Below are 26,328 nucleotides of genomic sequence, written 5' to 3'. Positions count from 1 at the left end.
CCAGACGGTAAGCCCCGCGTGCAGAAACGCATTCTGATCGTCGATGACGAACCCGCGATCCGCGACATGGTGGCGTTCGCGCTGCGCAAGGGCGAGTTCGAGCCCATCCACGCCGGCGACGCCCGCGAGGCGCAGACCGCCATCGCCGACCGCGTGCCCGACCTGATCCTGCTGGACTGGATGCTGCCCGGCACCAGCGGCCTGGATCTTGCCCGCCGCTGGCGCAAGGAGCAGCTGACCCGCGAGATTCCGATCATCATGCTCACCGCGCGCGGCGAAGAGAACGACCGCGTCGGCGGCCTGGAAGCCGGCGTCGACGATTACGTGGTCAAGCCGTTTTCGGCACGCGAGCTGCTGGCACGGATCCGTGCGGTGATGCGGCGCACCCGCGAGGACGACGAGGACGGCAGCGTGGCCGTGGGCCGGCTGCGCATCGATGGCGCCGCGCACCGCGTGTTCGCCGGCGATGCGCCGGTGCCGATCGGCCCGACCGAATATCGTTTGCTGCATTTCTTCATGACCCACCCCGAGCGCGTATACACGCGGACCCAGCTGCTGGACCATGTCTGGGGCGGCAGCGTGTATGTGGAAGAGCGCACCATCGACGTGCACATCCGCCGCCTGCGCAAGACGCTGGAGCCGTTCGGCCTGGAGAACATGGTGCAGACCGTGCGTGGCTCGGGCTATCGTTTTTCTTCGGCGACCTGACGTGCCGCCAGGCCGCCCGGCCGCACTCTGGCCGGGGCGGCTGCCCACCTGACGCTTCGTGATCACGCCTTCCATGCCCCAACATATCCGTTCCGCCTGGCTCAAGACGCTCGGCACCCTTGCGCTGTTGTTGGGCGCTGCCGTCGCGGCCGGCGTGCTGATCGGGCATGTATGGATGGCGCTGACGCTCACTGCATTGGGCGTCCTGGCCTGGCATTACTGGCGGCTGCGTCAGGTGCTGCGCCGGCTCACCGCACGCCAGCGTGCCGAGCCTGCTGCCGGCGTCGGCGCCTGGAACGAGCTGGACCGGCTGCTGTATCGCAGCCAGGCCGAAATGCGCGGACGCAAGCGTCGCCTGATCGACATGCTGCGCACCTACCGCGCCGCCGCGCAGGCGTTGCCGGATGCGGTGGTGGTGGTGGACCGCAACAGCCAGCGCGTGCAGTGGTTCAACAAGGCCGCGGGCGGCCTGCTTGGGCTGCATCATCCCGGCGACATGGGCGTGTCGGTGGTGGAACGGCTGCAGCCGCTGCCGCTGGCCCACTGGCTGGCGGCCGGGCGCAACGCCGAGCCGATGCTGGATGCGGCCTCGCCGGTTGACCCGGACCTGCGCCTGAACCTACGCCTGATCCCGTATTCGGACGATTACTGGCTGCTGGTGGCACGCGATGTCAGCAAGCTGCTGCGGCTGGAACAGGTGCGCCGCGACTTCGTCGCCAATGTCTCGCACGAGCTGCGCACGCCGTTGACGGTGGTGCACGGCTACCTGGACATGCTCGACCCGGAAGACTTCCCGGACTCCGGCCCGATGCTGGCGGAGATGCGCAAGCAATCGCAGCGCATGGCGCAGCTGGTGGAAGACCTGCTGACCCTGTCGCGACTGGAATCGCAGGAAGAGCTCGGCGAAGAACACGTGGCGATGGCGCCGATGCTCTCCACCCTGCGCCGCGAGGCCGAGGCGCACAGCCAGGGCCGGCACACGGTGGAAGTGATCGACGAGGCCGGGGTGGATCTGCTCGGCTCCAACAAGGAACTGCACAGCGCGTTTTCCAACCTGGTGACCAACGCGGTGCGCTACACGCCCGGCGGCGGCACGGTGACGATCCGCTTCGTGCGCGAAGGCGACGGCGCGGCGCTGGCGGTGCGCGATACCGGTTACGGCATCCCCGCCTCGCATCTGCCGCGCATCACCGAGCGCTTCTATCGCGTGTCCAGCAGCCGCTCGCGCGAGAGTGGCGGCACCGGGCTGGGGCTGTCGATCGTCAAGCACATCCTGGGCCTGCACCAGGCGCGCCTGGAGATCGAAAGCGAAGTGGGACGCGGCAGCGAATTCTCGTGTCATTTCGTCGCTGCACGCATCGTGCAGCGCGAGCACTCCCTGCCACTGTCACGCTCGGCGTGATATGTAGGGAGCGCGCGTCGCCACCGGCCGCGCTGCAGCTGCGCACACAGCGTGTCCGCGCCGCAGGGCGATGCGCTTGCGGCGACCACGCACACCACTTCCGTCTTGATGACCGACTCCATGGGCCACGCCAAACAACTGCACGACATCACGCCGTCCGAGGACATCGCCACCGATCCGTTGCGTGATCCGGCGCTGTACATCAACCGGGAACTGTCGCAACTGGATTTCAATTTCCGGGTGCTGGCGCAGGCACTGGACGAGCAGGTTCCGCTGCTGGAACGGTTGCGCTTTTTGTGCATCTCGTGCACCAATCTGGACGAGTTCTTCGAGATCCGCGCGGCCACCGTGCGGCATGCGCAGGAGTTCGGCCTGCCGCCGGCCCCGGACGGGCTGAGCCCGACCGCCATCCTCAACGCGGTGCATGACCGCGCGGCCAAGCTGGTCGAGCAGCAGTACCACGCATGGAATGAAGTGCTGCGCCCGGCGATGGAAGATGCCGGGGTGGCCGTGCTCGGTCGCTCGACGTGGAATTCCCGCCAGAAGCGCTGGCTGCGCGCCTACTTCCGCAACGAGATCATGCCGGTGCTGTCGCCGTTGGGGCTGGACCCGGCGCACCCGTTTCCGAAGATCCTCAACAAGACCTTGAACATCGTGGTGGTGCTGGAAGGCCAGGACGCATTCGGGCGCGCCGGCCATCTGGCCATCGTGCGTGCGCCGCGCTCGTTGCCGCGCATCATCCAGTTGCCGGCCAGCCTGTCGCCGGAAGGCGCGCAGAGCTTTGTGTTCCTGTCCTCGGTGCTGTCCGAGTTCGTGGACGAGCTGTTCCCGGGCATGCAGGTCAAGGGCTCGTACCAGTTCCGCGTCACCCGCAACTCCGAACTGGTGGTGGACGAGGAAGAAGTCGAAAATCTCGCGCTTGCGCTGCGTGACGAGCTGGTTACGCGCGGCTACCGGCCGGCCGTGCGGCTGGAGATCGCGCACGATTGCCCGGCGCCGATCATGCGTACCCTGCTGCAGAACTTCGGTTTGAACGAGAACGCGGTGTACCGCATCGTCGGGCCGGTCAACCTGAGCCGCGTCACCCAGGTCTACGACCTGGTGCAGCGCCCGGAGCTGAAGTACCCCGCGTTCAATCCGCGCACCTTGCGCGACAGCGAGGGCATCTTCCAGATCGTCAGCAAGGGCGATGTGTTGCTGCATCACCCCTTCGATGCGTTCACCGCGGTGCTGGATGTGATCCGTCAGGCCGCCGTCGACCCGAACGTGCTGGCGATCAAGCAAACGCTGTACCGCACCGGCAAGGACTCGCTGATTGTCGATGCATTGATTCTGGCCGCGCGCAACGGCAAGGACGTCACCGTGGTGGTGGAGCTGCGCGCGCGCTTCGATGAAGAGGCCAACCTGGGCCTGGCAGACAAGTTGCAGGAAGCCGGCGTGCAGGTGGTCTACGGCGTGGTCGGTTTCAAGACCCACGCCAAGATGCTGCTGATCGTGCGCCGTGAGGGACGCAAGCTCAAACGCTACGTGCACCTGGGCACCGGCAACTACCACAGCGGCACGGCACGCGTGTACACCGACATCAGCCTGATCACCGCTGATGCGGAGATCGGCAACGACGTGCACATGCTGTTCCAGCAGTTGTCCGGGCTTGCGCCGCGCATGAAGCTGGATCAGCTGCTGCAATCGCCGTTTACGCTGCATGCCGGCGTGCTGAAGCGGATCGAACGGGAGACGCGCTTGGCCCACAATGGCCGCCCCGGCCGCATCATCGCCAAGATGAACGCGCTCAACGAACCGCAGGTGGTGCGTGCGCTCTATGCCGCCTCGCAGGCCGGCGTGCAGATCGACCTGATCGTGCGCGGCGCCTGCACGCTGCGGCCCGGCGTCCCGGGCGTGTCGGACAACATCCGCGTGCGCTCGATCGTGGGGCGGTTCCTGGAACATAGCCGGGTGTACTGGTTCGGCAATGACGGTGCGGCCGAGTTGTACTGCGCCAGTGCCGACTGGCTGGAACGCAACCTGCTGCGCCGCGTGGAAACCTGCTTCCCGATCCTGGACCCGGACCTGGCCAAGCGTGTCTACCGCGAAGTGCTGCAGAACTACCTGGACGACAACGTCAGTGCGTGGGAACTGGATGCCGAGGGCGTGTACCACAAGCGCACGCCGGCACCGGGCGAGCCGGCACATTCGGCGCAGATGACCTTGCTCGACCGGATCTGAGAGGCCGCGGCCGTGGCCTCTCACGTGGCCAACGGCCCATCGGCTACCATGCGGCCATGCCAATGCCCTCCCCCACGATTCCGCCCCTGCGCGATGGCGATTTTCTCGCCGCCATCGACCTAGGCTCCAACAGTTTCCACATGGTCATTGCGCGCTACCTGATGGGTCAGCTGCGCGTCGTCGACCGCCTGCGCGAGACCGTGCGCATGGCCGACGGCCTGGATGGCAAGGGTGGCCTGTCCAACGAGGCGCGCCAGCGCGCGCTCGAATGCCTGGCACGTTTCGGTCAACGCATCCGCGAAGTTCCTTCGCTGCGCGTGCGTGCGCTGGCGACCAACACGGTGCGTCAGCTGCGCTCGCCGCAGGCCTTCCTGATGCCGGCGGAGACCGCACTGGGTCATGCGATCGAAGTGGTCAGCGGGCGCGAGGAAGCGCGCCTGATCTACCTGGGCGTGGCGCATGCGCAGCCGCCCAAGCCCGACCAACGCCGGTTGGTGATCGACATCGGCGGCGGCTCGACCGAGTTCATCATCGGCCGCGGCTTCCAGACGCTGGAGCGCGAAAGCCTGCAGGCCGGTTGCATTGCCAGTACGCGGCGGTTTTTCCCCGGCGGCAAATTGTCGAAGAAGAAATGGAAGGATGCGCTGACCGAGATCGGCGCCGAGTTCCAGCAGTTTGCCGGCCAGTACAAGGCGCTGGGCTGGCATGAAGCGATCGGCTCGTCCGGCACGCACAAGGCCATCGGCGAGATCTGCGCGGCGATGAAGCTGACCAAGGGCGCGATCACGGCGCAGGCGTTGCCGGCGCTGCGCGATGAACTGCTCAAGGCCAAACGCATCGAAGACATCCAGTTGCCCGGCCTTGCCGCCGAGCGCCGCCCCATCATCGCCGGCGGCATCCTGGTGCTGGAAGCCGCGTTTCAGGCTTTGGGGCTGGAGAAGCTGATGGTCAGCAAGGCAGCGATGCGCGAAGGCATCCTGTACGACATGCTCGGCCGCGGCGGCGAAAACGACCCGCGCGACAGCTCGGTGGCCTCGCTGGTGCAGCGCTATGGCATCGATGAAGTCCAGGCGCAGCGCGTGGAAGCCACTGCCTGCCGGCTGTTCGACCAGGTCTGCGAATCCTGGCAACTGGACGGCGACGATGCGCAGGTGCTGCGCCGCGCCGCACGCCTGCACGAGCTGGGGCTGATCATTGCGCACAGCCAGTACCACGTGCACGGCAGCTACATTCTGGAACACTCGGATATCGCCGGGTTTTCCCGGCAGGAGCAGCAGGTGCTGGCGTCGCTGGTGCGCACGCATCGACGCAACGTGCCCAAGACCGCGTTCGAGGCCCTGCCCGACCGCCTGCTGCTGCCCACCCGCCGCAAGGCCGCGCTGCTGCGGCTGGCGGTGTTGCTGCACCGCGCGCACGAGTCGGACCCGATTCCGACCCTGGAACTCACCGCCGACGACACGCGGCTGTCGTTGATCCTGTCGCAAAGCTGGATCGACTCGCGCCCGCTGCTGCGTGCCGACCTGATCGGCGAAGTCGAAAGCATGGCCGGCCTGGGGATTGCGTTCAAACCGTTTGTGACCTGAGGCCTTCGGCCTCAGGCGGGATTTGGGGATTCGGGATTGGGGATTTGTTGATCCCGGCAGACCATGTGTTGCGGGCTTTCTGACATTTGCACAGCCCGCTCCTGCGAATCCCCAATCCCGAATTCCCACTCCCGTCGCGCTTGTCACCGCCACGTCTTATCGGCGCAACACCAATGCCATCGCCTTGCCCGAAGCTAGCGAAAACGGGAGAACGGCATGCGCTATGCGATCGTTACCGAAACCTATCCCCCCGAGGTCAACGGTGTTGCACTGACCGTGCACGGACTAGAAACCGGTCTGCGCGCACGCGGACACCAGGTGGATGTGGTACGTCCACGCCAGAGCGCCGACACCGTACCGAGCGCAGCGCTGCTGGTGCGGGGCGCGTCGCTGCCGCGCTACCCGGGATTGAAATTCGGCCTGCCGGCCACGCATCGCCTCATTCGCCATTGGCGCACGACGCAACCGGATGCGATCTACGTGGCCACGGAAGGCCCGTTGGGCTGGTCGGCGATGCGTGCGGCACGCCGGCTGGGCATTCCGGTCGCTTCGGGCTTCCACACCCGCTTTGACGAATACCTGCCCGACTACGGCGCGGCCTGGCTGCAGGGCACCGCATTGCGCTGGATGCGGCGGTTCCACAACCAGGCCGATGCCACGCTGGTGCCCACTCGCGAGCTGCTGCAGTTTCTGCGCAACGACGGCTTTGCACGCGTGCAGCTGCTGGCGCGCGCCGTGGACAGCCAGCAGTTCGATCCGCGCCGTCGCGATCCCGCGCTGCGCACCGAATGGGGCATCGATAGCGACGGCTTTGCGGCGATCTATGTCGGGCGCATCGCCAACGAAAAGAATCTGCCGTTGGCGATCCTGGCATTTCGCACGCTGCAACGGACCCGCCCCAAGGCGCGCTTCGTCTGGGTGGGCGATGGCCCGGCGCGCGATAAGATCGCGCAGGAGCACCCCGACTTCATCTTCTGCGGCATCCAGCGCGGCGAGGCACTGGCGCGCCACTTCGCCAGCGGCGACCTGTTTCTGTTTCCCAGCCGCAGCGAGACCTTCGGCAACGTGACGCTGGAAGCGATGGCCAGCGGCGTGGCGACGGTCGCCTTCGACTACGGTGCCGCACGCGAATATCTGCGCAGCGGCCAGAACGGCGCAGCGGTGGACTCCGACGATGCATTCATCCAGGCCGCGGTTGCGCTGACCCAGGACGACGCACTGCGCCAACGCCTGGGTATGGCCGCAGCACAGGCAATGAAACGCCTGCATCCGGACAACGTGGTGTCCGATTTCGAAGCCTTGTTGCTGGGCATCACCGCGGCACGGGGGCGTTATGTCGTCAACGCAGCTTGAGGTCTTGCGCGGCCACGAAGCGCGCTGGTGCCGGCGCGCCAATCACTGGTGCCGACGTCACCCGGTACGGCGCGCCTTCGCCACCATCAGCCGGCTGGGCGATGGCGTGTTCTGGTACAGCCTGATGGGCCTGCTGGTGGTGCTCGACGGCATGGACGGGGTTCGCGCCTCGGCGCATATGGCCGCCACCGGCGTGCTGGCATTGACGCTGTACAAGGCGCTCAAGCGCTGGACCCGACGCCCGCGCCCCTACGCGGCCGATGTGCGCATCCGCGCGTGGGTGGCGCCGCTGGACGAGTTCAGTTTTCCGTCCGGCCATACCTTGCACGCGGTGTCCTTCAGCATCGTGGCACTGGCGTACTACCCGTGGCTTGCCCCGCTGCTGGTGCCGTTTTCGGCCGGCGTGGCGCTGTCGCGGGTGGTGCTCGGCCTGCACTACCCCAGCGATGTGCTCGCGGCCACGGCGATCGGCGTGCTGCTGGCAAGTCTGTCGTTGTGGGGGCTGCCGGCGGTGTTGGGGTAAGCGCTGGCGGTTTGCGTGAGGGCGGCTTGCTGACAGGTAAGCGTCAGGGCAAACGGACAGTCACCAGGACGGCGCCAAGTAAGCAGCAAGGCCTCTTCGCCGCGGCCTTCTCCCGCCGGGACATGTCCTCCTTTGTGGGGGAGAAGGTGCTCTCGCAGGGGCGGATGAGGGTTCGTGCGAAGCCTCATTCATTTGCCGTCGATTGGTGTTTCGCACAAGTCGAAAAGGCCGCGACGCAGCAATTGCGACTTCAGCGCGTGGCTTCGCCCCGTACCCTCACCCCTACCCCTCTCCCGCAGGGAGAGGGGATCTTGCGCTGAAGGTATGCGGTGAGCTGACAGAAAGCTGCCCACCCACGTACACGCTCCATGGCGTGCGAGCTGCAGGATGTCTAAAGGCGGTCGCCAGCCTCCGGCGAAGTTGCAAGAATCGTTCGGTTCGCACACCAATCGCTGCGCAGCCGAAACGCTTCTCCGCTTCTCCGCTTCTCCGCTTCTCCGCTTCTCCGCTTCTCCGCTTCTCCGCTTCTCCGCTTCTCCGCTTCTCCACTTCCCGATTCCCGATTCCCGATTCCCCATTCCCCATTCCCCATTCCCGCTCCGCCCTGCCGCCGTACAATGGCGCAATGACGACCCTGTTCATTTCCGACCTGCATCTGGACCCGGCCCGGCCGGCAATCACCGAGCTGTTTTTGGACTTTCTGCGCACGCAGGTGCCCGGCAGCGACGCGCTGTACATCCTGGGCGATCTGTTCGAGGCCTGGATCGGCGATGACACGCCCTCCACCGCTGCCGATGCGGTCGCGGTGGCACTGCATGCGGTGGCCGACGCCGGCGTGCCGGTGTTCTTCATGGCGGGCAATCGCGATTTCCTGGTCGGCGACACCTACGCGCGGCGCGCGAGCTTCCGCATCCTGCCCGACCCCACCGTGATCGATCTGTACGGCCATACGACGCTGCTGATGCATGGCGACCTGTTGTGCACCGACGACACCGCCTACCAGGCGTTCCGCGCGCAGACGCGCGACCCGGTGTTCCAGTCGCAGTTCCTGGCCCAGCCATTGGCCGCGCGCGTAGCATTCGCGCAGCAGGCACGTGCAGCCAGCCAGGCACGCCATGCCGAACTCAAACAAGGCGACCAGTCGCGCTTTGAGACGGTCACCGACGTGTCGCCGGCCGAGGTGGAGGCCACCTTTGTCCGCTACGGACTGGATCGAATGATTCACGGGCACACCCACCGTCCCGCGATCCACACGCTGCAGGCCGGCGGGCAGACCTGCACGCGCATCGTGCTGGGCGACTGGTACGAACAAGGCTCGGTGCTGCGCGTGGATGCCGATGGCGTGTCGCTGGAGCAGCTGGCGCTGTAGTCCACGCGGCGCGGCGACAGCGCGCGCAGGCATCGGGCGTTCGGCGCGCTATACGCTGTTCAACCAGCCAGCCTCGGCGATGGAGCCGCGAGCCACTTGAGCGCACGACATCATTGCGTGCTACGTGCACGCTCGGCGTAGTCGACGAAATCGGCATTGACCACGTCGTACCAGAGCAATGTGCCATCGGCCTGGACGCGGAAGCGGTCACGCACCGGGCTGGTCTGCGGGTCGCCCGGGCAGCCGTCGCCGTGGCGCTCGCGCACCGCGAAGTCGAAGGCGTCCGTGGACGGCACATCGCCGTCTTCGTCGATGATGCTGATGCAGTTGTCCGGGTAGGCGTGGTCGCTCTGCAGCCGCGCTTCGAGCACATGCAGGGCGCGGGCCCGGGCATCGTTGGCGGTCGCCGGCGCCGGGGCTTCTACGGTAGGCGTGGGTGCGGTGGCGGCGGGCTCGGCCGGTTGCTGGCGGCAGCCGGCAGCGGCTAGTGCGACCAGACACAGCAGCGCATAACGCAGGAAGGTGGACATGAGGGCTCCGCTCGACAGGACGTGGCCGGCAGCGGCCGGCGGTGCGTCTAGTCTGCGCGATCGCCGTGCCCGGGTGTAGCGCATTGGCCCGGCACCTGCCGGTGCCGGACCGCGTGGAACGCGCAGCAGGATCAGCGGAAGCCGGCGATCGTGGCCTTGGTGTTGACCAGCACGCGCTGATTGTCGGCGGTGCTGGCATTGCCCATCGGCACGCCGTTGTAGCTGATGTTGGGGTTGGACCAGTAGTTCAACCGCGGGCAGCCGCTGGTGCAGTCGTAGGCCATGATGGTGCGCCAGCTGTTGCCGTAGCGGTAGCCATGGCCGTACGCATAGGGCGAGGTGCTCGGGTCGTTGGTGGCATCGTGGCGCGCACTCTGCAGATGCCCGATTTCATGCGCAAAGCTGTAGTAGCCGGTGGCGCAATCCCAGTACACCGAGGCGAAGGCGCTTGCGGCGGTCGAGCCGATCCCCGACGCCAGACCGCAGTAACTGCTGTTGTCCAGCACGATCACGCCCACATCGGCGGTGTAGGTGTTGCGGCTGGTGTGGATGCTGTCCATGTAGCCGTCGTTGGTGACCCGGAAGCGCTGCAGGTCGGTGGTGAAGTTGCCGGTTTCGGTGTAGCTGGTGGTCTCGTAGCGCGCCAGTTGCAAGGTGATGCCCACGTTGCTGTTGATGTAGCCCTGGTTGGCCTCGGCCACCGCCAGCTGCACCAGCGATTGCATGTTGCCGCCATAGGCGGTGACCGCCTTGTTGGTGGCCACCACCAGCACGCGGATGGTGGCTGGGCTGCCGGACGATGCGGCAGCGGCGGTGACGCGGCCATCGCCGGGCATGTCGAAGCGCGGCAGCAGGCTGTATTCGGCCGGATGCTCCTGCGGCATGCGCTGCTCGTCCACCTGCACCAGCACGTGGCGGCCATCGGCGAGCGGACGCAGGCGATACAGCTTGCCGGCGTAGCGGATGGTGCCGGTGACGGTGTCGCCGCTACGCACCAGGATGGCCGAGTTCAACGGGTCCACACCCGACAACGTGCGCGCGCGGGTGCCGGCACGCGGGCCGAGGTTGCCGTACCAGACGCTGTCGCCGCCTTCCAGCGCATCCACCTTGGCTTGGGTGGCGGTGATGGTCTGGCCGTCCAGCTGCAGTTCCAGCAGCCTTTCCGTCGCGGTCACCGCGCCGGCGTCGAGCTGGACCACCTGTGCGTTGGCAGTGGACGGGGCGGTCATCAGGCGTTGCAGCGCAGGTTCGGTTGCAGCGGTGGCAGTGGCGCTGCGGCTGAGCGCCGGGCCGGTCTGGTACAGCGGCTTGCCGGCAGCGGCGGCCGACCCGGCCAGGCACATGGCCACCAGGCCCAGCGTGGTGCACATCGACTTCGACTTCATCGTCTCTCTCTCCTAAGACATGGAAGTAACGGATGCGAAACACCGGGCCCCTGTCCCCGGGACGTCATTAGGGCGCGCCACAAAGGACAGATTGCAAGTTGTTACAAAGGAAAATTACAGTTTTGTGATGTTTGCCGATGACTGGATGCGATTCCGGCGGCGACATGGGAGGAACCAGCGCACAGTCCGGTGTGTCAGTCTCGGCACCGGGGAAACGCAGCGGCGAGGACACGTGCAGAATCTGGGCAGCACGCTGCCCCGCTGCATGCGGGGGGGCATTGCGTTGGGCCATGCGCAGTGCGGGACAACGGCAGACCGGTACGGTCGGCGCACCGCTTGGCGTTCGGTCAAACCAAATGACAGCGACACTGGCTGATCGGTGCACGCGTTCGGCGGGGCGGTGTCGGCACGCATGCCACACCGTCTCGTGCGCGCATCGGCGCAGCGATCAGCCGGCCTGCTCCACCAGATCGGTCAGTTCATCCTCATCGAACCCGGCGAGCAACCGCGCCTGGATATTGAACGGCCCATGCAGGTAGCCGCCGGCGTACTCGCGCAACAAGGCCTTGAAGCGCGCACGCGGCTCGACGCCGGCCTGTTCGCAATACCAGCGGTACCACCGCGAGCCGGCCGCGACATGGGCCACTTCTTCGCGCAGGATGATGTCCAGCACGTCGGCGGTTGCCGCATCGCCGAGCGAGCGCAGCTTGACGATCATCGCCGGTGTCACGTCCAGGCCACGCGCTTCGAGCACGCGTGGCACCAGGGCCATGCGTGCCAGGCCGTCGTGCGCGGTTTTCTCGCACATTTCCCACAAGCCGTTATGCGCGGCAAAGTCGCCATAGTCGTGGGCATGCGCCTGCAGGCGCGCGCGCAGCAGCATGAAGTGGCGCGATTCGTCGTCGGCAACTGCCACCCAGTCGGCATAGAACCCCTCCGGTAGCCCGCGAAAGCGATACACCGCATCCCAGGCCAGATCGATGGCATTGAGCTCGATATGGGCGATGGCATGGATGAACGCGGCGCGTCCTTCCGGTGTTCCCAATCCGCGTCGCGGCAGATCGCGTGGATGTACCAGGATTGGTGTTGGCGGCCGCCCCGGCATGCGGATCGGTTCGGGCGCAGGCGCCGCCGAATCGATCATGAGATGGCCTGCGCGAAAGGCCGCGGCGTACTGCTGGGTCAGTGCAACTTTCTGCAGCGGGTCGGCCTGGTCCAGGCACAGGCGCGCAGCAGCGAACAGATCGGTGCGTTCGAACGAACCGATGCTCATGCCGTCGGCCACGAGTGACCGCTTGCAGCAGACACGCAGTACGCCCGCAAGCGCCCGCAGGCGTCCTGCCTTGCACAGCTTGCCGGCAACATCAGCGCGACCAGTCGGCCGCGCCACCGCGGTGACTCAGGCGCGACGACGCTTCTTGGCATCGTCCGAGCGCAGCTGCTGGATGCGTTCGAAATAGCCCGGCTCGATGCCGGTGATGTACTCGCCGTTGAAGCACGAGGAATCGAACTGCTTGATCTCCGGATTGCCTTCGCGCACGGCCACTTCCAGGTCTTCCAGATCCTGGTAGATCAGCCAATCGCAGCCGAGGAATTCCTGGATTTCCAGCTCGCTGCGGCCATGCGCAATGAGCTCTTCTGCCGCCGGCATGTCGATGCCGTAGATGTTGGGGTAACGCACCGGCGGCGCGGCCGAGGCCAGGTACACCTTGCGTGCGCCAGCGTCGCGCGCCATCTGCACGATCTGCCGGCTGGTGGTGCCGCGCACGATGGAATCGTCCACCAGCAGCACAACGCGGTTGCGGAATTCCAGATGGATCGGATTGAGCTTGCGACGCACCGACTTCTGCCGTTCGCCCTGCCCCGGCATGATGAAGGTGCGGCCCACGTAACGGTTCTTGACGAAGCCCTCGCGGTATTTCACGCCGAGCACGTTGGACATTTCCAGCGCCACATCGCGCGAGGTATCCGGGATCGGAATGATGGTGTCGATGTCGTGGTCCGGACGCAGGCGCAGGATCTTTTCGCCCAGCTTCAGGCCCATGCGCATGCGCGCCTTGTGCACCGAGATGTTGTCGATCATTGAATCGGGACGCGCGAAATACACGTATTCGAAAATGCACGGCGCGTTGTTGGTCGGCGACGCGCACACTTCCGAGAACAGTTCGCCACGCGCGGTGATCACCAGCGCCTCGCCCGGGCGCACGTCGCGCACGCGCTGATAGCCCAGGATGTCCAGCGCGGCCGATTCGGAGGACACGATGTATTCGGTGCCCTCGGCGTGCTCGCGCTTGCCCAGCACCAGCGGACGGATGCCGTGCGGGTCGCGGAACGCCACCAGGCCCAGGCCCAGTACCACGCTGACTACCGCGTAGCCGCCCTTGCAGCGGCGGTGCACACCGGCCACCGCGCGGATTGCCGCTTCGGGGGTGAGCATGCGCTGCGCGTCCAGCTCGTAGGCGAACACGTTCAGCAGCACTTCGCTGTCCGAATCGGTGTTGATGTTGCGGCGGTCGGCTTCGAACACCTGCTGGCGCAAGGCCTCGGTGTTGATCAGGTTGCCGTTGTGCGCCAACGCGATGCCGTAGGGCGAGTTGACGTAGAACGGCTGCGCCTCGTCCATGCCTTCCGAACCGGCGGTCGGGTAGCGGCAGTGCGCGATGCCGACGCGGCCTTCGAGCACCGCCATCTTCTTTTCGTCGAAGACGTCGCGCACCAGGCCATTGGCTTTTTGCACGCGCAGGCGCGTGCCGTCTGCGGTGGCGATGCCTGCGGCGTCCTGCCCACGATGCTGCAGGACGGTCAGGCCGTCATACAGCTGCCCGGCGACGTTCTGGTTGCCGACAATACCGACGATGCCACACATGGTGCGCGTTCTCCGCTTCGGCTTGCGCCGTTACTGTGAAGGTGGCCGTGCCTGGCCTTGGGATTCGACCCGAGCCGGGTCGCTTTCTCCGCCGCGAACCTGCGCCGGATCGATATTGGCCGGCATCGCCTGCGTCGGATCACGTCCGTCGCTGGCAGCTTTGCCGGGTTTGCCAAGCGCACGCGTGATGGTGTCGCCCAGGCCGGAACCGCCAAGTGCCTTGCCCAGGTCCGTATTATCGCCTGCCGAGGGCAACTTCCCCAACTCCGTTGGCAAGTTGCCGAGTTCCATCGATGGCATCTCCATCGATGGCATCCGCCAGGCCGGCAGCTGCGCGCGCATCCAGCCCGCACCGGGCTGGAGCATGGGCAGCAGCACCGACTGGCGCCAGGACGGCTCCCGCGGCAGCGGGGTGAAGCCCATCAGCAGCACCAGCACGCTGGCCAAGAACGCGCCGCGCACCACGCCCAGGCCGAAGCCGAGCATGCGGTCGGTGCCGCCAAGCTTGACCGCGTCCACGCCGGCGCGGATCAGCATGCCGATCACCGCCACGCTGATCAGCACGCCGACAAACACCATGGCGTAGCCACCGAACGACTCGGTGGCCGAGGGATGCTTGCCATCGGCCAGCCAGCGCGCCGCCGCGCCGCCGAACAGAAAGGTGGCCCAGCCGGCCAGCAGCCACGACAAGGTGCCGACCACGATGGCGACGAAGCCGCGCAGCAGGCCCAGCAACGCCGACACCACAATGATGACGCCCAGCACCATGTCGATCATTGGCGAGGTCTCCGCGCGGCGCGCGCGCCGTTACTGCATTCTGGCTCGGTCGTCATTGCCCTCCCCTCCGTGGGTGCGAGGCGTTCAAAAATCCAGCCGCAGCCGGCAGCGCAATGCGGGCAGCTAGCGGACACATGGCGGTGCGCCAGCCGTGCAGTGTACGAGCGGCTGCCACACACGCAGCGGCCGCGCTTGCTTGCGGCCGGCGCAGGCGTTTATGGATGCGGGCGCACCATGCCGGAAATGCCGACCTTGGCGGCGACCTGCGCACGCAACTGCTCGGCATCGCCGCGATTGGCCACTGGCCCGACACGCACGCGGTTGAGCGCGCCCTTGTCGGTACGAACCTGTTCGACGAAGGCGCTGAAGCCGGCGGCGCGCACGCGGTCGCGCAGGGCGTCGGCATCTTCGGCGCGCCCGAATGCGCCCAGCTGCACGGCAAACCCGACGCCGCTCGCGGCAGGTGCTGGCGGCGCGGTCGGCGCAGCGGCAACCGGCTTGGCAACTTCGGGCTTGGCAGGTTCTGGCTTGGCCGGCGCTGCCTTGGCAACATCTGGCTGGGCGGGTGTCGGCTTGGGCGCTTCGGCCGGCTTGGGTGCCGCTGCGACCGGCTTGGCCGGTTCCGGCGGAAGGCTCTCGGTCTTTGGCGCAGCCGGCGCGCTGGCAGCGGCCACGCTGCTGCTCGGTTTTGCAGTCGGCGCGGGCGTCGGCGTCGCGACCGGTGCCGGTGCGGCGGCATTCGCGTCCAGCGTCACCACCTGCGCATTGACGTCGCTGCGCACCTTCACTGCCTGCAGGCGGGCCGATTCGGCCTGGGCCTGATCGGCATACGGCCCCACGCGCACGCGCCAGGCGGGGCGGCCACCGATCTGGGTCTTCTCGCTGAAGCCAGGCAAGTTCGCCTGCTTGAGCCGCGCAATCACCGCATCGGCATCGGCGCTGGTGGCATACGCGCCAAAATTCACCGCGTAGTTGCCGGCCGCCACTTCTGGCGCCGACGGCGCGCTGGAGGGGTTGGCCAGATCGGCGGCATCCGGGTTGTCCTGCACCGCTGCAGGCGCGCTGGGGGCACCCGCCATACCCAAGGCGCCACCAGCCGGTGCATTGCCCGGGGTGACCAGCGGCAATTCACGGGTTTCGAATTCGCCATTGCCGGGCGCGGCAGGCGCTTCGAGCGGGACGTCGGCCACGCCGCTGGATGGCGCGGGGCCCTTGACCAGCATCGGAAGGAAAATCACGGCAAGTGCCACCAGAACGATGGCGCCAATCAGTCGCTGTTTCAGAGCAGTGTCCACAGAAGAGAGCTAAAGGCGGCGTGGCGGGGTGCCGCGGCGATTATAAGGCCGGCGCCACCCCGCCGACCCTAGTGGGCTGAACGAAGTGCGGTTAGCGCGTCGGCAACGGTAAGAAAGGAGCCAAAGACCAATGCACGGTCGCCGGGCCGGGCGGCGGCCAGCACCGCGCGTAGCGCATGCGCAACATCGGCATGACACGCCGCCTGGGCCGCGGCCGTGCCCTGCAGACGCTGCTGCAGGGCCTGCGCCGATTGGGCGCGGGCACCTTGCAGTCCCGCCAGCGTCCAGTGATCCACCTGCCCCGCCACTGCCTCCACTACGCCCACCGCATCCTTGTCCGCCAGCGCGGCATAGACGGCATGGGTGACGCCGGCGATCGGCTGCGCAGCCAGTGCCTGACCCAGCGCGCGTGCAGCCTGCGGGTTGTGCCCCACATCCAGCAGCACCTCCACGCCGGCGACGTCCATGCGCTGCAGGCGCCCCACCACCTGCGCATCGGTCATGCCCTGCGCCCAGGCCGCTGCGGGCACGTCCACCGGCAGCGCCTGCAGCGCCGCGATGGCGGCCGCGGCATTGGCCAGCTGCACCGGCGCCAGCAGGGCCGGCATCGGCAGCTCCAGGGTCACGGCCACATCGCGCCAACGCCATTGCCGGGCGTCGATCGGCTCGAAGAAGTAATCGCTGCCGGCGCGGATGGCGTTGGCACCCAGTTGGTAAGCGCGCCGCAGCACGCTGGAAGGCGGGTCGATTTCGCCCAGCACCACCGGTTTCCAGGCGCGGATGATGCCGGCCTTCTCGGTGCCGATCGCTTCGCGATCCTCGCCCAGCCAGTCGGTGTGGTCGATATCCACGGTGGTGATCACCGCCACGTCCGAATCGACGATGTTGACCGCATCCAGGCGCCCACCCAGGCCGATTTCCAGCACCGCCAACTCCAGCGCGGACTGCTGAAACAGCCACAGCGCGGCGAGCGTGCCGTATTCGAAATAGGTCAGCGTGGTATCACCGCGCACCGCCTCGACCGCAGCAAACGCTTCGACCAGCTGTGCGTCGCTGGCCTCGTTGCCGTCGATGCGCACGCGTTCGTTGTAGCGCAGCAGATGCGGCGAGGTGTAGGCACCCACCTTCCAGCCGGCCGCGCGCCCGATCGCCTCGATGAAGGCCACCGTCGAGCCCTTGCCGTTGGTACCGCCCACGACGATGACGTGCCTGGCGGGCGCTTCGATCTGCAGGCGCGCCGCAACCTCGCGCACGCGCTCCAGGCCCATGTCGATGGCGCTGGGATGCTGCTGCTCGATGTAGGCGAGCCAGTCGGAGAGTACTGTGGGGGTAGTCACTGAATTTACCTGATGTCATGCGCATTGGAGGGCATTATCGCCAATGCAGCGCACAGTTGATCAGGGAAGCGATGGTTTGGCCGCGATGAAGAAACTACGGCAGTATTCCCACACGGAAGACAACTCCGCCACAGGCTATCCCCGCTGCAATCCTCGCTTGCGTGGCTATTTTTCGTAGAACCTTTCGATCCGCAGACCCAACACAGACCGCTGACCGGTCAACAGCACCTGCACCGGTTGCTCCGGATGACGCCGATAAGAAGACGCGTTGATACAGAGATAGCTGGGCACGGCACCCTCCATCGGCGCGCCAGTTAACCGGTACTCGCAAAGCTTTCGATCATGTTGGTAATGCGTCTGCATCACATATGTGTGTTCGAATGATTCGCCCACCGCCAGGGTGAATAACCACGGCAACAGCTTGCACAACAGTAACAAGCATACACAGCCCAACAATATCGGTGCGCCGCATATCATGAATACCGAAAACAACCGGCTGTTTTGATTGAAAATTCCCTCGCGCCCATGCCGACGCGCATTCCTCTGCAATAGCACGCACAGCACAGCACAGCACCTAGGGCCGTCATCGGCCAGAACCAAAGGTCAGACCGTAAAAATGGAGCGGGTGCAAAATCGACGAACAGACTCAGCGGCACCAGAGCTATCGGTGCACAAAGCAATATGACCTTGCTCCAGGCGAATAACTTGGATGTTCGCGGAGCTACTTCTGAACGCAAATGATTCATCGCCTACCTGACCATTTTCCATCTTGAGTTTGCGCCATCGCTTAAGCAGCGAGATAACGCCATCCGGCAGGACGGCGCATCATTACCAAATTACTGATATGTCGCGCTGTCTATGATGATACGTCTCCGTACTGGTAGACCTACGCTGCGTTGCGAGACGTTACAACGCCCGATGCTTGGCCTCACCGAAAAACGGTGTGTGATGGGCGCAGTCGTTCAAACGGACCACTTCGAGGTGGTCGACATCGTCGCCTTCGAGCAGGTTGAGCGTGGTGGGCGCCTGGCGGAAGCTCCACAGCTTGGACAGCGGCAGGCCGAGGATCTTGCACAGGATCACGCGATTGACCGCGTCGTGCGCGACCACCAGCAAGGTGTCGTCGGCGCCCAGCCCGTCGGCGGCACGCGCCAGGCCGCGCCAGCTGCGGTCCAGCACCTGACGCAGCGATTCGCCGCCCGGCATCAGCACGGTGTCCGGTTCTTCGCGCCAGGCACGCAGGCGGGCGGGATCCTTGTCGTTGATTTCGCTGGCCAGCAGGCCTTCCCACTCGCCGTGGGCGATTTCCTGAAGGTCGGCATCGGTCTGCAGCAGGCTTTCGCGCGATGCACCCAACGCAGCCTTGGCGGTGGCCTGCGCGCGCGACAGCGGCGAGGCCACTGCGCGGTCGATCTGCAACGTGTGCAGCCGTTCGCCCAGCGCACGTGCCTGCCCTTCGCCCACCGGCGACAGCGGAATATCGATCTGGCCCTGGTAACGGCCTTCGGCGTTCCACGGCGTCTCGCCGTGACGAGCAAGCAGGATGCGCATGCGCTGAGAGTTCCTTGGGGGAGGGGCCGGCTCGCTGCGGCGAAACCGGACCGCATCATAACCGCTCCCCGCCCCCTGCCCGGCCAACCCAGCGCACACCCAGCGCCTTCGGGACCTGCAATGCGGGCGCCACCACAGTCATGATCCAGCGCAGATCGCTTTGTGCAGCGGTCGAGCGGGTCATCGCCGGGTCGAAGGTCCAGTCGCTGCTCACCGACTCCCGGTTGCCGTCGAACCCCAGACCGACCAACTGCCCTGCGCATCCATTACCGGCACGCCGGCGCTGCCGCCACTGATGTCCAGCTCCGACACGAGGTTGACCGGCACCGAGCCCGGGCGCTTGTCTTCGAACCCGGCAGCGCTTGGCCCTGACCGCCGCCGGCAACGGCTTGAGCGCGTTGAACGAGGCGGCGCGGGTGTCCTTGGCGGCCATGCCATCCAGCGTGGAAGCCACGCCACGCCCGCTGACGCACGCAGCGGCAGGCCTCCGCTCAGGCGCGTCCCAACGCCGGATCGCTGCGACTTGGCCGACCGGTTTCCAGATGACCGGCCAGCCGGCGGCGAAATGCCGAACCCGGTTGCTCCACCATCACGTCGTACCAGTGATCGCTTGCCGCCAGCGCCAGCCGGATGGTCTGGCGTTGACCACCGGCCAGCTGCAGCGAGCGTGGACGGGGGTCGCCGTGGTCCAGCGCGCGCAGTTGCAGCGTGCAGGCCTGCTGCCCGGCATTGCCGATCTCCAGCACCAGCGCATCGCCCTCCTGCCGCGCTTCCAGCCACGGCGCCGCCTGCTGCGCCGATGCGGGCCGCACGACGCCTGCAAACTCGCGCAGGAATCCATTAGGCCCGTGCACGCGCAACGCATACGCGCCATCGAGTGCAGCGCCCACCGGCACATCGTCGAGCTGCGTACCCGGCAACACGGTGTAATACCAGGGCCCGCCGCTGGCGACGCCACTGTAGACATTGAAGGCCGCCGCCGCGGTGCCGGTGTTGACGAACTGCAGCTGCAGCGCTTCGCGCGCGTGTTCGCGCGCATGCACCTGCAGGGCGTAGGGCAACGCGCGTGCCGGACGTTGGCCCGGCTCCTGGCGCGGCATGCGCGCCGTGGCCGGTGGCGCCGGCTGCGGCCTGTTGCGGACCGCAGCCGTGCGCGCACGGTAGTCGTCGATGGAGGGCAAGGCGCTCAGCGCCGAATCGTCCGGCTTGCGGAAGTCGAACACGCTGGTGAGATCGCCGCTGACCGCACGACGCCATGGGCTGATATTCGGCTCGGCCACACCGAAGCGACGCTCCAGCAGGCGCAGCACCGAGGTGTGGTCGAACACCTGCGAATTGACCCAGCCGCCCCGCGTCCAAGGCGAGATCACCAACATCGGCACGCGGATGCCCAGGCCGACCGGCACACCGTTATACGACTCGCCGCGCACATCGACATTGCTGCGCCCCATGCGTGCATCCAGCGCCGGCAGCGGTGCCGGCACATGATCGAAGAAGCCGTCGTTCTCGTCGTAGTTGATGATCAATGCAGTCTTGGCCCAGACCTCCGGATTGGAGGTCAGCGCGTCGATCAGACGCGCCACCAACGATTCGCCATAGGCCGGCGGTGCTTCGGGATGTTCGCAATACGCGGTGGGCGGAATGATCCACGACACCTGCGGCAGGCGATTGGCCTGCACATCGGCTGCAATGGCCGCAATCAGGTGATCGGCCTGGGTGTGGGGCGCGTTTTCTGCGGTGGACCCGGGCACGCAGGCACGTGCGCGCCGATAGCGCTCGTCGGCGCGATCGAGCCCGCGGTAGTGCGCAAAATACGCCAGCGAGTTGCAGCCGAAGTTGTCGTATTCCTGATACACGCGCCAATCGATGCCGGCGGCCTGCAGCCGCTGCGCATACGTGGTCCAGCCCATCGCCGCGTAACCGGGTTTGTCGCGCGCCATGTCGGCAGTCCAGTTGCCATCGTCGGCGTTGTCGGCGACCTGTGCGCGCAGGTCGCCCACGCTCAGGCCGCTGGTGCCGGTGAACAGGTACATGCGGTTGGGATTGGTCGGCCCGTGCATCGAGCAGAAATAGCCATCGCAGATGGTGAAGGCGTCGGCCAGCGCGTGGTAGTACGGGATGTCCTGACGCTGGAAATACCCCATCGTCAGCTCGCCCTTGTACGGCACCCAGGCGTCGTATTCGGCCCAGCGTACCGGGTCCTGCCCGTGGCCGGCTTTCCAGGAGTGGTCCAGGCTCTTGATCAGCGGCGCGCAGGTGGTTTGCGAATCGAACGCGAACGGCAACAGGCGCCGTCCATCGGCCGCAGGCTGGCTCCAGACCGGGTTGCCGTCGCGCAGTTGCAACGCATGCGGGTCGCCGAATCCGCGCACGCCACGCAGTGCGCCGAAGTAATGATCGAACGAGCGATTTTCCTGCATCAGGATCACCACATGCTCGACGTCGCGCAGCGTGCCGGTGCGCGAATCGGCCGGCAGCGCCAGCGCGCGCCCGATCGACGAAGGCAGCGCTCCGGCCGCAGTGAGTGCAGCAACCCGCTTGAGGAAATCGCGGCGCGAAGCAGATGACGTCATGACCAAAATCCTAACGAAGCCCGTGCAATGCAGCACGCGATGCGGCTGCAGAACACGTGTATAGCGGGCGAGCACGACAGTTTTGCGACAGCCACCGTCATCAATGTTTCATGAGCCGTTGACACCCTGCGTCGCGAAACGCCGGTGTTGCACCGCGCGTCCGCCCTCAGCCGTGCTCGAACAGGATTCCCCCATGACTTCCGCTCGTCGTTTTGATGTCACTCCGCTGGCGCTCGCCCTGGCCGCGCTGCTTCCCGTCATGGCGCAGGCCGCCGACCCGGTGACCAGCGTGGCCGACGCACCGGCAACACCGGCCGATGCCACAGGCAATGCAACGCAGCTGGACGCCATCAACGTGGTCTCGCAGGGCAGCACGCGGCAGGTGCAGCGCATCAGCCGCCAGGACATCGAACAACTCACACCGGGTAGCAGCGCCTTCAAGGCCGTCGAGAAACTGCCCGGCGTGCAGTTCCAGTCCGCCGACCCGTTCGGCACCTACGAGTGGTCCACGCAGGTGACCCTGCACGGCTTCGATCAGAGCCGCCTGGGCTACACGCTCGACGGCATCCCGCTGGGCAACATGAGTTACGGCGTCACCAACGGCCTGCACATCACCCGCGCCATCATTTCGGAAAACCTTGGCTCGGTGGAAATCGCGCAAGGTGCCGGCGCGCTCGGCACCGCCTCCAATACCAATCTCGGCGGCACCATGCAGTTCTATTCGGCCGATCCGCAGACCACGCCCGGCGCGCGGTTGGTGCAGACGGTGGGCAGCGACGCGACGCGCCGCACCTTCGTGCGCGCCGACACCGGCGACCGCAACGGCTTGTCGGCGTACCTGTCCTATGCCAATGCCAGCACCGACAAGTGGAAGGGCTTCGGCGACCAGACCTCCGAACAGGCTAACCTCAAGACCGTGTACCAGTGGGGCGACGGCAACCGCCTGAGCCTGTTCGTGGATACCTCGCGGCGCAAGGAATACGACTACATGGATCTGTCGTTGACCAGCCAGCGCGCACTGGGCTGGGACTACGACTATCTGCAGCCGGACTGGGCCACCGCCGTGCAGATGGCGCGTGCGTATCAAAACACCGGCGCCACCAGCGGCGTGGCCAACGGTTACCCGCAATCGCTGGCCGGGCTGCCGAGCGATTACAGCTGGCTCGATGCCAGCTACTACGCCGGCGGCGGCCTGCGTCGCGACAATCTTGCCGGCCTGTCCGGCACCTTCGTGTTCGGTGGCGCAACGCTCGATGCCACCGGCTACTACCACGCCAATCGTGGCGAAGGGCAATGGGTGACGCCGTACGTGGCCACCTCGGCGCAGGTTCCGGTGTCGATGCGTACCACCGATTATGGCCTGGACCGTTTTGGCGGCACCAGCGCCTTGAAGTGGTCGTGGGGCAATCACGATCTGGAAGTCGGTGCATGGGCGGAAAACGCGCGCACCACGCAGGGCCGCAATTACTTCGCGCTCGGCAACGAGGGCTATACCTCGCTGTACAACGTCCTTGAGGCACAGACCCCGTTCCGCCGCGATTTCCAACAACGCTACACCACCCAGACCCGCATGCTGTACCTGCAGGACACCGTGCGCCTGCTCGATGACCGGCTGACGCTGAACTACGGCGCAAAGGCGCTGGACACCACCACACGCGCGCAATCGCTGGTGCCGACCACCGCACTGGCGCAGGGCCGCATCCGTGCCGAAGACAACTTCCTGCCGCAGGTGGGCGTGAACTACAAACTCGACGAGCGCCAGGACATCTACGCGTCCTACAGCAAGAACATCGCCGCCTTCGGTTTCACTCCGTTCGCCACCTCGCAGGCCGCCTTTGACCGCAGCCGCTCCACGTTGGAGCCGGAAGAATCGCAAACCGTGCAGATGGGTTACCGCCTGCAGGACGAGCAGTTCCAGCTTTCGGCTGATGCCTACTTCACCAAGTTCTCCAACCGCCTGTTGACCACCTCGCCGTGCACCGCGGTGCAGACCTGCGCCTCGATCCTGAGCAATGTCGGTGCGGTACACAGCACCGGTGCGGATCTGGCCCTGATGTGGCGCCCGGTCGAAGGCCTGAGCTGGTTGAACTCGCTGTCTTGGAACCGCTCGCGCTATCAGGACGATTACCTCAACAACGGCGTGGTCGCCACCTCCGGCAAGGACGTGGTCGGCATTCCGGCGCTGATGTTCTCCTCCAGCGCCAGCTACCAGCTCGGCAACCTGCGTCTGGACCTGGACGGCAAGTATGTCGACAAGCGCTACATCACCTTCCTCAACGACTCACAGGTGCCGTCGTACTGGCTGTTCAATGCCGGCGCACGCTACGACTTCGGCCGCGTCGGCCCGGTCGAGAATGTCGCGCTCGCCCTCAACATCACCAACCTCACCGACAAGCGCTACTTCGCCAGCACCGGCACCAACGGCTACGTTGCCTCCGATCCGGACGGCTATAACCAGACCATGGTGGTGGGTGCGCCACGGCAATACTTCATGAGCCTGGATGTGAAGTTCTAAGTAGCGCTGCAGCGCCTGAAGCGCCCTCATCCGGCGCTACGCGCCACCTTCTCCCGCGCGCGGGAGAAGGCAGGCCGGCGGCGTCTTGACGCCTCAAGCCCGTCCGCAGCGCCCGTTCCCATACCTTCACGCTTGCTCGGCTTATCCGTATCTCGCCTCACCTGCTTTCTGTCTTCCCTGCCGTTCTCGGCCTCATCTACTTTTTGCCTTCTCCGCTTTTCCTTTCTGCCTTCCCCGAGCGGTGGCCGGTCTTGCGCAGCGGCCCCCCTCCTTGTCGACGTCCCTGCTTGCCGACTTCCCTGTCGCTCGACTTCCTTGTAGCTCTACTTCTCTGTCGCTCGACTCCCTTGTACCTCGACTTCTCTGTAGCTCGACTTCCCTGCCCTTCCCCCGCCTAGGGGGGAAGGTGCCCGAAGGGCGGATGGGGGCAACCGCCCGGCAACAGACGCATCCTGTCTGCCAACCCACCCATCACCACCACGTCCCGACCCGGACTGCGCCGGAACCATTGCTCTTGCACCGCCACATGCATCCGCCTGGCCCCCGCATATAATCGGCGGCTTATCTTTCACTCAGCAGGCCCCGCCAGATGGCGCAGACGATGAAGGCGCTGGTCAAGCGCGAAGCGAACAAAGGCATCTGGCTGGAACAGGTTCCCGTGCCGACGCCAGGCCCCAACGAGGTATTGATCAAGCTGGAAAAGACCGCCATTTGCGGTACCGATCTGCATATCTACCTGTGGGACGAGTGGAGCCAGCGCACCATCACCCCCGGCCTGACCATCGGCCATGAGTTCGTCGGCCGCGTGGCCGAGCTCGGTTCGGCGGTCACCGGTTACCAGGTGGGCCAGCGCGTCTCGGCCGAAGGCCACATCGTCTGCGGCCACTGCCGCAACTGCCGCGGCGGGCGCCCGCACCTGTGCCCCAACACGGTCGGCATCGGCGTCAACGTCAACGGCGCCTTCGCCGAATACATGGTGATGCCGGCGTCCAACCTGTGGCCGATTCCGGACCAGATCCCGTCCGAGCTGGCCGCGTTCTTCGACCCGTACGGCAATGCCGCGCATTGCGCGCTGGAATTCGATGTCATCGGCGAAGACGTGCTGATCACCGGCGCCGGCCCGATCGGCATCATTGCCGCCGGCATCTGCAAGCACATCGGTGCGCGCAACGTGGTGGTCACTGACGTCAACGATTTCCGCCTCAAGCTGGCCGCCGACATGGGCGCCACGCGCGTGGTCAACGTCTCCAAGACCTCGCTCAAGGACGTCATGGCCGACCTGCACATGGAAGGCTTCGACGTGGGCCTGGAAATGAGCGGCAACCCGCGCGCGTTCAACGACATGCTCGACTGCATGTACCACGGCGGCAAGATCGCCATGCTCGGCATCATGCCGCGCGGCGCCGGTTGCGACTGGGACAAGATCATCTTCAAGGGTCTCACCGTGCAGGGCATCTACGGCCGCAAGATGTACGAGACCTGGTACAAGATGACGCAGCTGGTGCTGTCGGGTTTCCCGCTGCACAAGGTGCTGACCCATCAGTTGCCGATCGACGATTTCCAGAAAGGCTTCGACCTGATGGAAGAAGGCAAGGCCGGCAAGGTTGTGTTGAGCTGGAATTGATCGTCTAATGGTGCAGATACGCAAAAGGCGCCGCGAGGCGCCTTTTGTATTTCGGTCTTCGGAAGTGCTTAAACGCAGCGAGTGATCCTTGGGTGCAGACGAGCGCTTCAAGATACGCGACGTCGGCGAGGATGCAGACAAAGCTCAGTCGGTTGAGTGAGCGAGGACACCGCACCAGACCGTTCGCTAATTGCTCATAAAGAACAAAAAAACCGCACTCGCCAGTTTTTCCAGCTGCTTGATCGAGAACAAAACACCGCGTCAGACGGTTTACTGGTGCTTTTTTGAAAACGCAACGTACCGACCATCTCCACTGGTCCTTGCCCGCCCACCGTCGCGGGACCCTTGGCGGCATGGATGCCGCCACGGAGCTACATGGACGTACTTGCAGCGTGTCCCGCGGCGGTGGGCGGGCAAGGGCCCTGCAGCCAAGCCTCAGCGTCGAGGGCGCGGTGCCCTCACCGCTCGCGGGACACGCCGTGAATCCGTCCGTGGAGGCTCGATGGCGGCATCCATGCCGCCAACGGTCCCGCAATCGGCGAGGACACCGCACCAGACAGTTGGCTGATTGCACATAAAGAACGAAAAACCGCACGCGCCAGTTTTCCAGCTGCTTGATCGAGAACAAAACACCGCGTCAGACGGTTTACTGGTGCTTTTTGAAAACGCGACGCAAGGACCGTCTCAACTGGTCCTTGCCCGCCCACCGTCGCG

At 65.9% G+C, this 26,328-nt stretch carries 18 protein-coding genes and 1 pseudogene; 9 read left to right on the top strand and 10 right to left on the bottom strand.

Going from position 1 to position 26,328, the window contains the following annotated elements:
- Window positions 1-18 precede the first annotated feature (18 nt).
- The 7 genes from phoB (at window position 19) to lpxH (ending at window position 9,161) form a co-directional block, all read left to right on the top strand.
- Window positions 19-708, top strand: coding sequence for a phosphate regulon transcriptional regulator PhoB (gene phoB / locus RZV17_RS05360; protein ID WP_002806631.1), 690 nt, complete (start codon window positions 19-21; stop codon window positions 706-708).
- 73 nt (window positions 709-781) lie between these two features.
- On the top strand, window positions 782-2,110 hold the full coding sequence (gene phoR, locus RZV17_RS05355; RefSeq protein ID WP_184552626.1) for a phosphate regulon sensor histidine kinase PhoR: 1,329 nt from the start codon (window positions 782-784) through the stop codon (window positions 2,108-2,110).
- Window positions 2,111-2,230: 120 nt separating this feature from the next.
- Window positions 2,231-4,333: a polyphosphate kinase 1 gene (ppk1, locus tag RZV17_RS05350; protein WP_039412246.1), complete on the top strand. Its 2,103-nt coding sequence runs from the start codon at window positions 2,231-2,233 to the stop codon at window positions 4,331-4,333.
- 62 nt (window positions 4,334-4,395) lie between these two features.
- Window positions 4,396-5,916: an exopolyphosphatase gene (ppx, locus tag RZV17_RS05345; protein WP_179455073.1), complete on the top strand. Its 1,521-nt coding sequence runs from the start codon at window positions 4,396-4,398 to the stop codon at window positions 5,914-5,916.
- 216 nt (window positions 5,917-6,132) lie between these two features.
- Entirely contained in the window at window positions 6,133-7,269 is a 1,137-nt protein-coding gene (locus tag RZV17_RS05340; protein ID WP_349775822.1) for a glycosyltransferase family 1 protein, read from the top strand.
- Window positions 7,250-7,792 (top strand): phosphatase PAP2 family protein, encoded by a 543-nt coding sequence (locus RZV17_RS05335; protein WP_355607736.1) that lies wholly within the window; start codon window positions 7,250-7,252, stop codon window positions 7,790-7,792. The genes RZV17_RS05340 and RZV17_RS05335 overlap by 20 nt, the downstream gene beginning before the upstream one ends.
- A 625-nt stretch (window positions 7,793-8,417) precedes the next feature.
- On the top strand, window positions 8,418-9,161 hold the full coding sequence (lpxH, locus tag RZV17_RS05330) for a UDP-2,3-diacylglucosamine diphosphatase (RefSeq protein WP_355607733.1): 744 nt from the start codon (window positions 8,418-8,420) through the stop codon (window positions 9,159-9,161).
- A 110-nt stretch (window positions 9,162-9,271) separates the two neighbouring features.
- On the opposite strand, the gene RZV17_RS05325 is transcribed toward lpxH, so the two are convergent.
- From RZV17_RS05325 to RZV17_RS05280, 10 genes and pseudogenes are all read right to left on the bottom strand, one after another.
- The gene (locus RZV17_RS05325) at window positions 9,272-9,691 is read right to left on the bottom strand and encodes a hypothetical protein (RefSeq protein ID WP_355607730.1); all 420 of its coding nucleotides are present in this window, start codon (window positions 9,689-9,691) and stop codon (window positions 9,272-9,274) included.
- 131 nt (window positions 9,692-9,822) lie between these two features.
- Window positions 9,823-11,076, bottom strand: coding sequence for a zinc-dependent metalloprotease (locus RZV17_RS05320; RefSeq protein ID WP_355607727.1), 1,254 nt, complete (start codon window positions 11,074-11,076; stop codon window positions 9,823-9,825).
- A 448-nt stretch (window positions 11,077-11,524) separates the two neighbouring features.
- The gene (locus tag RZV17_RS05315; protein WP_355607724.1) at window positions 11,525-12,349 is read right to left on the bottom strand and encodes a ferritin-like domain-containing protein; all 825 of its coding nucleotides are present in this window, start codon (window positions 12,347-12,349) and stop codon (window positions 11,525-11,527) included.
- 126 nt (window positions 12,350-12,475) lie between these two features.
- Window positions 12,476-13,942, bottom strand: coding sequence for an amidophosphoribosyltransferase (purF, locus tag RZV17_RS05310; RefSeq protein WP_039412221.1), 1,467 nt, complete (start codon window positions 13,940-13,942; stop codon window positions 12,476-12,478).
- Window positions 13,943-13,972: 30 nt separating this feature from the next.
- Window positions 13,973-14,719, bottom strand: a complete 747-nt coding sequence (locus RZV17_RS05305; protein ID WP_184552635.1) for a CvpA family protein — start codon at window positions 14,717-14,719, stop codon at window positions 13,973-13,975.
- Window positions 14,720-14,934: 215 nt separating this feature from the next.
- On the bottom strand, window positions 14,935-16,014 hold the full coding sequence (locus RZV17_RS05300; RefSeq protein WP_184552637.1) for an SPOR domain-containing protein: 1,080 nt from the start codon (window positions 16,012-16,014) through the stop codon (window positions 14,935-14,937).
- Between the two features lie 68 nt (window positions 16,015-16,082).
- Window positions 16,083-17,282 (bottom strand): bifunctional tetrahydrofolate synthase/dihydrofolate synthase, encoded by a 1,200-nt coding sequence (gene folC, locus RZV17_RS05295; protein WP_355609193.1) that lies wholly within the window; start codon window positions 17,280-17,282, stop codon window positions 16,083-16,085.
- A gap of 975 nt (window positions 17,283-18,257) precedes the next feature.
- Window positions 18,258-18,902 (bottom strand): histidine phosphatase family protein, encoded by a 645-nt coding sequence (locus RZV17_RS05290; RefSeq protein WP_039412210.1) that lies wholly within the window; start codon window positions 18,900-18,902, stop codon window positions 18,258-18,260.
- Window positions 18,903-18,957: 55 nt separating this feature from the next.
- Window positions 18,958-19,350, bottom strand: a pseudogene (locus RZV17_RS05285) (S46 family peptidase); the annotation flags it as partial.
- 43 nt (window positions 19,351-19,393) lie between these two features.
- Window positions 19,394-21,475 (bottom strand): phosphocholine-specific phospholipase C, encoded by a 2,082-nt coding sequence (locus RZV17_RS05280; protein WP_355607719.1) that lies wholly within the window; start codon window positions 21,473-21,475, stop codon window positions 19,394-19,396.
- A gap of 103 nt (window positions 21,476-21,578) precedes the next feature.
- Here RZV17_RS05280 and RZV17_RS05275 point away from each other — a divergent pair, with 103 nt between their 5' ends.
- Complete coding sequence (locus RZV17_RS05275) at window positions 21,579-23,990, top strand: TonB-dependent receptor (protein ID WP_082002661.1); 2,412 nt, start codon at window positions 21,579-21,581, stop codon at window positions 23,988-23,990.
- 589 nt (window positions 23,991-24,579) lie between these two features.
- Window positions 24,580-25,614 carry an L-threonine 3-dehydrogenase gene (gene tdh, locus RZV17_RS05270; RefSeq protein ID WP_179455019.1) on the top strand — a complete coding sequence of 345 codons (1,035 nt, stop codon included), beginning with the start codon at window positions 24,580-24,582 and terminating at the stop codon, window positions 25,612-25,614.
- Window positions 25,615-26,328 lie beyond the last annotated feature (714 nt).

The sequence above is a fragment of the Xanthomonas cannabis genome, assembly GCF_040616535.1.
Lineage (GTDB): Bacteria > Pseudomonadota > Gammaproteobacteria > Xanthomonadales > Xanthomonadaceae > Xanthomonas > Xanthomonas cannabis.
Note: the sequence above shows the minus strand (reverse complement) of the source record. Positions and strands in the feature narration are given on the sequence as shown.